The organism is Actinomycetota bacterium (assembly GCA_036280995.1).
Classification (GTDB): domain Bacteria; phylum Actinomycetota; class CALGFH01; order CALGFH01; family CALGFH01; genus CALGFH01.
Window position 1 is genome coordinate 1 of sequence record DASUPQ010000560.1, and the last position, 9360, is coordinate 9360.

Consider the following 9360-nt stretch of genomic DNA (forward strand, 5'->3'; position numbering starts at 1 on the left):
GGTGCCCCTGGCCGAGGCGGTCAAGTTGTCGACGTGCAGGTCTTCCAGCGCTATCGCGTCGTTGTCGTCGACGAGGCCGCGGGCGGTCTTGTGGTGGAAGTCGCGCCGCTGGTTGCGGAGCCTGCGCCCCTCCTTGGCGAGGGCACGCCGCAGTCGCCTACGGTTGCCAGAGCCGGGCCGGGCCCGCTCCTTGCGGCGCTGGAGATCAACGATCCGCCCCTGAGCGGCCTTGAGAAACCGCGCGTTGGCGATGATCTCGCCGTCGCTGGTGGTCAGGAACCGCGCCACCCCCAGGTCGACCCCAACCGACCGGCCCGCCGGCGGCAGCGGGTTGACCTCGGCCTCGGCGACGACGATCACATACCAGCGGCGACCCTCCCGCTTGAGCTGCAGCGTCTTGGTCTGACCGACCAGCGACCGATGCTGGCCGACCTTGACCCGTCCGACCGCCTGGAAGCTGGCATGCGCCCACCGGCCACCGTCGGCGGGTTCCCACTTGGCGCCATCCCCGGCGACGAACAGCACCTGGTCGAAGCGCTGGCGGGGCTTGAAGCGTGGGTAGCCAACCCTCCGCGCGCTTCCCTTAGCGCCGCGGGCGCGTTTGAAGTAGGCAGCGAACACGGTGTTGAGGCGGCGGAGGGTCTGCTGCTGAGCGGTGAACGAATGGCGACCCTGCCCGCCCGGATCACCTTCGCGGATCTCCTTGAGCTGGGCCGACTGGGTGCCGTAGGACACCCTGACCTTGTGCATGCGCCAGGCTTCGCGGCGCTCGGCGAGGGCGGCGTTGTACAGGTCGCAGTGGTCGGCCAACAGCCGCACCGCCCGATTCTCCTGCGAGCGCGTGGGGTAGGCACGCAGCTTGTCAGCGCGTCTCACGGCCAGCCCTCGAGCAGCGGGCGGCGGTAGTTTGGCCACCACATACCGCGACTATAGAGCGGCCGTGGGACTGGCTAGGGGCCACGTCCCGATTCCCCCTCAGCTGCAATAGGCCCTTGGAGGAACTAGATGGCCCACCGGTTCGCCGACGTCGACGACGTGACCCAGCGCCTGGCCAAGGCCCACTACCTGGCCACCCCGATGATCGCCAACGTCGCCTTCCTGGCCGACCGGCTCTCCAAGCCGGTCCTGGCCGAGGGGCCGGCCGGGGTCGGCAAGACCGAGCTGGCCAAGGCCCTGGCCGCCGCCACCGGGGCCCGCCTCATCCGCCTCCAGTGCTACGAGGGGCTCGACGAGAGCAAGGCCCTGTACGAGTGGAACTACAAGAAGCAGCTCCTGCGCATCCAGGCCGACCGGGCCCACGACGCCAGCTGGGCCGACGTCGAGGCCGACATCTTCTCCGAGCCGTTCCTGCTCACCCGCCCGCTGCTGGAGGCCATCCGGGCCGCCGACCCGGTGGTGCTGCTGATCGACGAGGTCGACCGGGTGGAGGTCGAGACCGAGGCGCTGCTGCTGGAGGTGCTGTCGGACTTCCAGGTGTCCATCCCCGAGCTGGGCACCATCGCCGGCACCCAGCGGCCCCTGATCGTGCTCACCTCCAACGCCACCCGGGAGCTGTCGGAGGCGCTGCGCCGGCGCTGCCTGTACCTCTACATCGACTACCCGGACGTGGACCGCGAGCGCGAGATCGTCCGGGCCCGGGTGCCGGAGGTCGACGAGCTCCTGGCCACCCAGATCGCCCAGGTGGTGCGGTCCATCCGCCAGCTCGACCTCAAGAAGTCGCCGTCGATCTCGGAGACGATCGACTGGGCCCGGACCCTGGTGCACCTGGAGCGCCGCTCCCTCGACCCCGAGACGGTCGACGACACGCTGCACCTGCTCCTCAAGCACGAGCGCGACATCCAGCGCGCCCGGGCCGAGCTGGGCCGGGCCCGGCCCTAGGAGGGAGGTCGGATGGGGATCGAGATCGACCGCGAGCGGTTCGACGAGGCCGACTACACCCGCTTCACCGAGCGGCTCGACCATTGCCTGGAGGCGCTGGACCAGCTGCTGGAACGGCCCGGGTTCGGCGAGGGGCCCCGGACCATCGGGGCCGAGCTGGAGCTGTTCCTGATCGACGACCAGGGCCACCCCCTGTCCAAGAACCAGGCCATCCTGCAGGACGCCGGCGACCCCCGCCTGACCCTGGAGCTGGACCGGTTCAACCTGGAGGTCAACCCGTCGCCGTCGCCGCTGGCCGGCCAGCCGCTGACCAGCCTGGGGCGCGACCTGGAGGGGGCGCTGGAGTCGGTCCGGGCCACCGCCCGCTCCCACGGCGGCCGGGTGGCCATGGTCGGCATCCTGCCCACCCTGCGCGACGAGGACCTGCACCGGGGGGCGATCACCGACGCCCCCCGCTACCGGGCCCTCGACTGGAGCCTCTCCCGGGTCAAGGCCGAGCCGTTCGAGATCGAGATCGAGGGCCGCGACGGCGAGACGCTGCGGGTGGTGCGGGACAACATCGTCATGGAGGGGGCCAACACCTCCTTCCAGGTCCACCTGCGGGTCGACCCCGGCGACTACGTCGACCACTTCAACGCCGCCCAGCTGGCCACCGCCCCGGTGCTGGCCGCCGCCGGCAACTCGCCGCTGTTCCTCGGCCGGGTGCTGTGGGAGGAGACCCGCATCGCCCTGTTCGAGCAGGCGGCCGACGACCGCGACACCCCGGGACGGGAGCGGATGGTGTCGCGGGTGGCCTTCGGGACCGACTGGCTGCGCACCAGCATCCTCGACCTGTTCGAGGAGAGCGTGCGCCACCACGAGCCGCTGCTGCCGATCTGCGGCGACCAGGACCCGCTGCTCGCCCTTGGCGACGGCGGCGTGCCGCGGCTGGAGGAGCTGCGGCTGCACCAGGGCACGGTGTGGCGCTGGAACCGGGCCATCTACGACTCCGGGTTCGGCGGCCACCTCCGGATCGAGATGCGCCCCCTGCCGGCCGGGCCGAGCGTGGTCGACATGCTGGCCAACGCCGCCTTCATGCTCGGGCTCACCCTGGCCCTGGCCCCCGACGCCGGTGACTGGACCAGGCGGCTGATGTTCGCCAGGGCCCACGCCAACTTCTACGACGCGGCCCGCCTCGGCCTGGAGGCCGAGCTGGAGTGGCCCACCGCCGACGGCTCCGAGCGGGTCGGGGCGGCCGAGCTGGTGCCGCGGCTGCTGCCCGAGGCCCGCCGCGGGCTAGTCGGCGCCGGCGTCGACCCCGGCGAGGCCGACCGGCTGCTCGGGGTGCTCGGCGACCGGGTCACCGCCGGCCAGACCGGCGCCGTCTGGCAGCGGCGCACCCTGGCCGCCCTTGCGGGCAAGACGGGGCGCGAGCAGGCCCTGGCCCGGCTGCTGGAGCGCTACCTGGAGCTGCAGGGGACCGGCGACCCGGTCCACACCTGGCCCGTGGAAGGCTGAGGGGCCGGCCCGGCGGGCCGGCCCCTCGCCAGTCGTCGGTACGGGCTACGGCTTGGCCACGTTGACCAGCCCGGCCCCGTACGCCTCACGGTCGCGGATGCGCGGCCCCTCCAGGTGGCAGTAGCCGATGTCGCAGGGCAGCCCGGTCAGGTCACCGGGCGAGGTGTCGGTGGCCGACAGGGCCCGGGTGCGGTTGGTCGGACCGTCGTTGGCCAGCCGCTTCATGCGGGCGATGAGCGCTCCCGGGCGCTTGCGCAGCGACGGGTGGGCGCTGGCGATCAGGGCCAGCGACCCCGCCACCTGCGGCGCGGCCATCGAGGTGCCCTGGATGGTCGAGTAGCACTCGCCCTGCGGGAACCCGGAGCCGGTGGTGAAGGTGAAGCAGGGGATCTGCACCGCCCAGTTGGAGGTGGTGCTGAACACCTGCCAGGCGTTGGTCAGGTCCTCCAAGGTGTAGGGGAACCCGGGGGTGCCGCCCCGGTCGAAGGCAGGCAGGTTGAACTTGCGCGCCCCGCCCGGGCCGGCGATGTCGATCCGGGGGCCGTAGCTGGAGTAGTAGCTGAGCTGGTTCCGCGCGCCCTGCCCGGCCGCGTGGTGGCGGTCGCTGGTCGGCTTGCAGGTGGCGTTGAAGTTGGGCGGGACGGGCGGGTCGGCGTCGGGGTCGCCCGGGTCGCCGATGGTGCCCGGCGGGCAGCTGGCCGACGAGGGGACGTTGACCCGGTTGGTCGCGGCCACGTCGACGTAGCCGGGCGCCCCACCGGGCAGCTCGACCTGGCCGAACGGGTCGGGCCAGTCCTCGGCCGGGTCGGCGGGGGTGGACAGCTGGCCGTGGCTGAGGATGACGCCGCCGGCGCCGACCCGGACGTGCTCGTTGCCGGCCGAGGCGACGATGATCGTGCCCTTGCTGCGGGCGTAGGCGGCCGCGTCGATGTAGGCCTGGTAGACGGCCCGGCCCTCGGGGGTGGAGATGTCCTGGAACCCGCCGAAGGAGATGTTGACGACGTCCAGCCGCATGTCGGCGGCGGTCACGAAGGCGGCCAGGAGCTCGTCGTCGGTGGCCGAGCCGCACCACTGGGAGATCTTCAGGGCGACCAGGTTGACCTTGGGGGCGATCCCGTTGATGCCGGTGCCGTCCAGGGCGGCGGCGATGCGGCCGCCGATCCAGGACCCGTGGCCGTTCCAGTCGGTGGTCACCGGCCCGCCGAACTCGGCGGCCAGGTCCTCGTCGGACACGCCGAAGGCGGTCTTGCAGATCGGCGGGTCCTCCAGGCCGGTGAAGTCGATCACCTGCTTGACCTTGGGGCCCAGCTCGTGGTGGGTGAAGTCGAGGCCGGTGTCGGCCACGCCGACGGTGATCTTGGAGCTGCCGGCGGTCTTCTTCCAGCCCTGGGGCAGGCCGATGCGGCGGTAGTCCCAGAGGAGGCCCTTGTAGTCCCAGGCCGGGTCGGGGTTGACCCCGGCCGCGGTGGTGGCCGCCGGCGCCTTGGCCTTGAGCCGGGTCGCGCCGCGGAGGCCGGGCGAGTCCAGGTTCGGCGCGCCCACCTCGGCGGTGATGCGCCGCACCCCGCTCCGGGCGATCCCGGCCGTCCGCCGGTCGGCGGCCAGGCTAGTCCGCGCGGCCGCCGGCGCGCGCAGGACCATCGTGTTCACCTGCCGCAGGTCGCGCACGACCCGCGCGCCCTCCTTGACCGCCTTGGCCCGCAGGCCGGCGTAGTCGGCCGCCGACCTGGCCTTGACCAGGTACCGCCCCGACGCCTTCTCGGGGGCGGCGGCGGCCATCTGGGGCAGCAGCGCCGCCAGCACGGCCAGGATGGTCGTCACGACCAGCGCCCGGAGCACGGTTCGAACCTTCATTGGCCCTTCCTCCCGCCCTTCAACGGCCTGACCCATCCGATGACCCGGTGATCCTCGCAAATCACCGTCGATGGGACAAGCATCCACGAGTTGGGTGATCACGCCAATCCGGAGCGCGTCGTATCCCCGGGTACGCAGCCGCGCCGGCCGGACCCCCTCGATCGCCGTCGGGTGCCTGGGCTCGTAGAGGCCCAGCTCGCCGCCGCCGGGGAGCTTGAGGCGGGTCATCAGGCCGAAGCCCTGCTCGGTGACGGGGGTGGCGAACCCGACCCCCCTTGGCCTTGGAGAAGACCAGGGCGTGGACCCCGGTGATCACAGTCTGCTGGTGCGCCGGCGGCCGAGGAAGAAGCCGGCGATGAGGAGGACGATCACGGTGCCGATGATGGCGGAGAGGATGCCGCCGAAGTCGAACATGTCGGTGTCACCGATGCCGAGGCCGACGGTGAAGATGAAGTAGCCGAGGATGGCCCCGGCCAGGCCGAGGGCGATCGACGCCAGCCACGACGTGGGGCCGCTCATGTTCCGGAACACGTCGCCGGGGACGAGCATCCGGGCGATCACGCCGGCGACGAGGCCGAGCAGCACGGCTCCGAGCATGACAGCGCTCCCTTCGAGGTTGATCTGCTTCGCGCGCTGCGCGTATCGAACATCTAGGGACGACGTCCGCGCAAGCCAGCGGGGGTGGCCGGCGGCCGGGGAGCTCAGCGGCGCAGGACCCGGTCCATCACCTGGAGCAGCTCGTCGACCTTGGCGTCGCCGCCGCCGGCCTGGATCTCCTCGCGGACGCAGCCGCGGAGGTGGCCGTCGAGCAGCCCCAGCGACACCTTGTCGAGGGCGGCCTGGATGGCCGCGACCTGGGTGACCACGTCGACGCAGTACTTGTCCTCGTCGATCATGCGGGCCACGCCGCGGACCTGGCCCTCGATGCGGCGCAGGCGCGTCTGCAGCTGCTGCTTCTGCATGGTGTAGCCGGGCACGGCGCCTCCTCTCTTGCACGCCCCGATACCCCGGTAGCGTATCCTAAGATACCCGGGGTGGGTATCAGGAGCGACGCCGACGGAGGTGGCGGTGGCGGCAGCGGCGCCGGAGCGGGCGGGCGCGACCAGGGTCGACCTGCCGATCGAGGGCATGACCTGCGGCGCCTGCGCGGCCCGGATCGAACGGGGCCTGCTCCGGATCGACGGGGTCGCCTCGGCCAGCGTCAACCTGGCCGCCGAGCGGGCCACTGTCGTCTACGACCCGGCGGTCACCGGCCCCCGGCGTTCGCCGAGAAGGTGGCCGCCCTCGGCTATGCCGTTGGCACCGAGCCGGATGGCGACGAGGGTGGGGACGAGGGCCGCACCCGCCTGCTGGCCGCGGCCGCGCTCACCGTTCCCGTCCTCGCCCTGTCCATGTTCCCGGCCCTGCGGTACCCCGGCTGGGCGTGGCTGGCCGCGGTCCTGGCCACCCCGGTGGTGCTGTGGGCCGGGGCCGGCTTCCACCGGGCCGCCCTGGCCGGGCTGCGGCACCGGACCGCGACCATGGACACGCTGGTCTCGCTGGGCACCCTGGCCGCCTGGGGCTGGTCGGTGGCGGTGCTGCTGGCCGGCGACCCGGCCGCCGCGGACCCCGGCGGCCACGTCTACTTCGAGGTCGCCAGCGTGATCGTGGTCCTGATCCTGCTCGGCCGCTGGCTGGAGGGGCGGGCCCGGCGCCGCTCCGGGCAGGCCCTGCGCCGCCTGCTGGAGCTGGGCGCGGGCACGGCCATGGTGCTGCGCGACGGGGCCGAGGTCCCGGTCCCGGCCGAGGCGGTGGCGGTCGGCGACCGGTTCGTGGTCCGGCCCGGCCAGAAGCTGGCCACCGACGGGGTGGTGGAGCAGGGCCGCTCCTCGATCGACCGGTCGCTGCTGACCGGCGAGTCGGTCCCGGTCGAGGTCGGCCCGGGCGACGACGTCACCGGGGCCACCGTCAACCTGGAGGGCCGGCTGGTGGTGCGGGCGACCCGGGTCGGGGCCGACACCGCCCTGGCCCAGATCGTGCGGCTGGTCGAGGCCGCCCAGGGCTCCAAGGCCCCGGTGCAGCGCCTGGCCGACCGGGTCGCGGGCGTGTTCGTGCCGGTGGTCCTGGGCGTCGCCGCCGTCACCCTGGCCGGCTGGCTGGTCACCGGCCACGACGCCGGCGAGGCGGTCTCGGCCGCCGTGGCCGTGCTCATCGTGGCCTGCCCGTGCGCGCTCGGCCTGGCCACCCCGACCGCGGTCATGGCCGGGACCGGCCGGGGCGCCCAGCTCGGCATCCTCATCCGCGGGGCCGAGGTGCTGGAGCGGGCCGGCCGGGTGACGACCGCCCTGCTCGACAAGACGGGCACGGTCACCGAGGGCCGCATGTCCCTGGTCGAGGTGGCCGCCGACGACGGCACCGACCCGGACCGGCTGCTGGCCCTGGCGGCCAGCCTCGAGGACGCCTCCGAGCACCCGGTGGCCCGGGCCGTGGCCGACGGCGCCCGGGACCGCGGGCTGGCCCTCTCCCCCGCCGAGGCGTTCAGGAACCTCCCCGGCCGGGGCGTCAGCGGCCGGGTCGGCGGCCACGAGCTGCTGGTCGGCTCGGCCGGGCTGCTGGAGGAGCGGGGCTGGACCGTCCCCGAGCGGGTCGTGGCCGCGGCCGACGCCATGCGGGCGACCGGCCGGACCGCGGTCGTGGCCGGCTGGGACGGCCGGGCCAGGGGCGTGCTGGCCGTCGCCGACCGGGTCAAGCCGGGCGCCCGGGCGGCCGTGGAGCGGCTCCGCGCTCTCGGGCTGGAGACGGTCCTGCTCACCGGGGACCACCGGGCGACGGCGGCGACGGTGGCCGGCGAGCTGGGTGTGGACGAGCTCGCGGCCGAGCTCCTGCCCGACGGCAAGGTGGCCGAGGTCCGCCGCCGCCAGCGGGCCGGCCAGGTGGTGGCCATGGTCGGCGACGGCGTCAACGACGCCCCGGCCCTGGCCCAGGCCGACGTCGGCGTGGCCCTCGGCGGCGGCGCCGACGTGGCCGTCGAGGCCAGCGACCTGACCCTGGTCGGCGGCGACCCGAACGGCGTGGCCGACGCCGTCGCCCTGTCCCGGGAGACCTACGCCACCATCAAGCAGAACCTGTTCTGGGCGTTCGCCTACAACGTGGCCGCCATCCCCCTGGCCGCCCTGGGCCGCCTCCACCCCATGGTGGCCGCGGCCGCCATGAGCCTGTCCAGCGTGTTCGTGGTCAGCTGCTCCCTGCAGCTCCGCGCCTTCTCCCCGGCCCGCCCCCGAGCGGTCCGGGCCCGCCGCCTGGCCCTGGCCGGGGTGGCCGTGGTCGCCCTGGCCGCCGCCCTCGTCCTGTCCCCGGGCCTGACCCAGCCACCCCCCGAACCGGCCCAGCCGCCCGCCCAACCGGCCCACCCGGCCGGCCACCCCGTCTCCCAGGAGCGCCCATGACCACCGAGACCCTCTCGGTCCCGGACATCTCCTGCGACCACTGCCAGCGGACCATCGAATCCGCCCTCGGCGGCATTCCCGGCGTCCACGGCGCCGCCGTCGACGTCGCCGCCCGGACCGTCCAGATCACCTACGACGACGCGGCCGTCACCCCCGCCACCATCCGCACCACCCTGGCCGAGGAGGGCTACGAGGTCGCCGGCTGACCGGCCCTCTCGAACCCGGGGCGGCCCGAACCGCATTGGCACCCTCAGGAGCGCTGCCGCATGGGGCACCCTGAGGGCTGGGGTCGCTGAAGGGCGCCCGTTCGCGCGAGAACCCTGGCCACCGCGCCCGGCAGGTGCATGGGACCCAACCCACCCGCCCACGCTGGCCTGACACGGGTACTGTAGAGGTTCCCAGACCGCGAGGAGGCGTCGGCAATGACCGCAGACGAGTTGGCCGCGACCGCGGTGGCGTTGGTTGCTCCGGGTAAGGGCATCTTGGCTGCCGATGAGAGCAGCGGGACCATCGCCAAGCGCTTCCAGTCGATCCAGGTCGAGTCCACCAGCGAGCAGCGCCGCGCCTATCGGGAGTTGTTGTTCACCACCCAGGGGGCCAACCAGTTCCTCTCCGGGGTGATCTTGTACGACGAGACCATCCACCAGCAGGCCGCCGACGGGACCCCCCTGGCCGAGGTCCTGTCCGGCCAGGGCATCATCCCCGG

General features: G+C 73.6%; 9 protein-coding genes and 1 pseudogene. 6 read left to right on the plus strand and 4 right to left on the minus strand.

The features are described 5' to 3' along the window. Positions 1-918, minus strand: a 918-nt coding sequence (locus tag VF468_18945) for a transposase (GenBank protein HEX5880369.1), incomplete at its 3' end; no start/stop codon positions are given. An 87-nt stretch (positions 919-1005) separates the two neighbouring features. On the opposite strand from VF468_18945, the gene VF468_18950 reads away from it, so the two are divergent. Further along, positions 1006-1878, plus strand: coding sequence for a MoxR family ATPase (locus VF468_18950; GenBank protein HEX5880370.1), 873 nt, complete (start codon positions 1006-1008; stop codon positions 1876-1878). A gap of 12 nt (positions 1879-1890) precedes the next feature. Beyond that, on the plus strand, positions 1891-3375 hold the full coding sequence (locus tag VF468_18955; protein HEX5880371.1) for a glutamate--cysteine ligase: 1485 nt from the start codon (positions 1891-1893) through the stop codon (positions 3373-3375). 45 nt (positions 3376-3420) lie between these two features. On the opposite strand, the gene VF468_18960 is transcribed toward VF468_18955, so the two are convergent. From VF468_18960 to VF468_18970, 3 genes are all read right to left on the minus strand, one after another. Continuing rightward, positions 3421-5229 carry a S8 family serine peptidase gene (locus tag VF468_18960; protein ID HEX5880372.1) on the minus strand — a complete coding sequence of 603 codons (1809 nt, stop codon included), beginning with the start codon at positions 5227-5229 and terminating at the stop codon, positions 3421-3423. 312 nt (positions 5230-5541) lie between these two features. Beyond that, positions 5542-5826 carry a GlsB/YeaQ/YmgE family stress response membrane protein gene (locus tag VF468_18965; protein ID HEX5880373.1) on the minus strand — a complete coding sequence of 95 codons (285 nt, stop codon included), beginning with the start codon at positions 5824-5826 and terminating at the stop codon, positions 5542-5544. A 104-nt stretch (positions 5827-5930) separates the two neighbouring features. Further along, complete coding sequence (locus tag VF468_18970; protein HEX5880374.1) at positions 5931-6191, minus strand: metal-sensitive transcriptional regulator; 261 nt, start codon at positions 6189-6191, stop codon at positions 5931-5933. 166 nt (positions 6192-6357) lie between these two features. Here VF468_18970 and VF468_18975 point away from each other — a divergent pair. The 4 genes and pseudogenes from VF468_18975 to VF468_18990 all read left to right on the plus strand — a co-directional run. Beyond that, positions 6358-6429 (plus strand): annotated as a pseudogene (locus tag VF468_18975) (heavy-metal-associated domain-containing protein). Between the two features lie 74 nt (positions 6430-6503). Next, the gene (locus VF468_18980) at positions 6504-8654 is read left to right on the plus strand and encodes a copper-translocating P-type ATPase (protein ID HEX5880375.1); all 2151 of its coding nucleotides are present in this window, start codon (positions 6504-6506) and stop codon (positions 8652-8654) included. Then, on the plus strand, positions 8651-8860 hold the full coding sequence (locus VF468_18985; GenBank protein HEX5880376.1) for a heavy-metal-associated domain-containing protein: 210 nt from the start codon (positions 8651-8653) through the stop codon (positions 8858-8860). The genes VF468_18980 and VF468_18985 overlap by 4 nt, the downstream gene beginning before the upstream one ends. 216 nt (positions 8861-9076) lie before the next feature. After that, positions 9077-9360, plus strand: a 284-nt coding sequence (locus tag VF468_18990) for a class I fructose-bisphosphate aldolase (GenBank protein ID HEX5880377.1), incomplete at its 3' end; no start/stop codon positions are given.

Coding starts and splice junctions, on each gene's coding strand:
- VF468_18985 (HEX5880376.1), top strand. CDS start 8,651: ATGACCACCGAGACCCTCTCGGTCCCGGACATCTCCTGCGACCACTGC.
- VF468_18970 (HEX5880374.1), bottom strand. CDS start 6,191: ATGCAGAAGCAGCAGCTGCAGACGCGCCTGCGCCGCATCGAGGGCCAG.
- VF468_18965 (HEX5880373.1), bottom strand. CDS start 5,826: ATGCTCGGAGCCGTGCTGCTCGGCCTCGTCGCCGGCGTGATCGCCCGG.
- VF468_18960 (HEX5880372.1), bottom strand. CDS start 5,229: ATGAAGGTTCGAACCGTGCTCCGGGCGCTGGTCGTGACGACCATCCTG.
- VF468_18950 (HEX5880370.1), top strand. CDS start 1,006: ATGGCCCACCGGTTCGCCGACGTCGACGACGTGACCCAGCGCCTGGCC.
- VF468_18955 (HEX5880371.1), top strand. CDS start 1,891: ATGGGGATCGAGATCGACCGCGAGCGGTTCGACGAGGCCGACTACACC.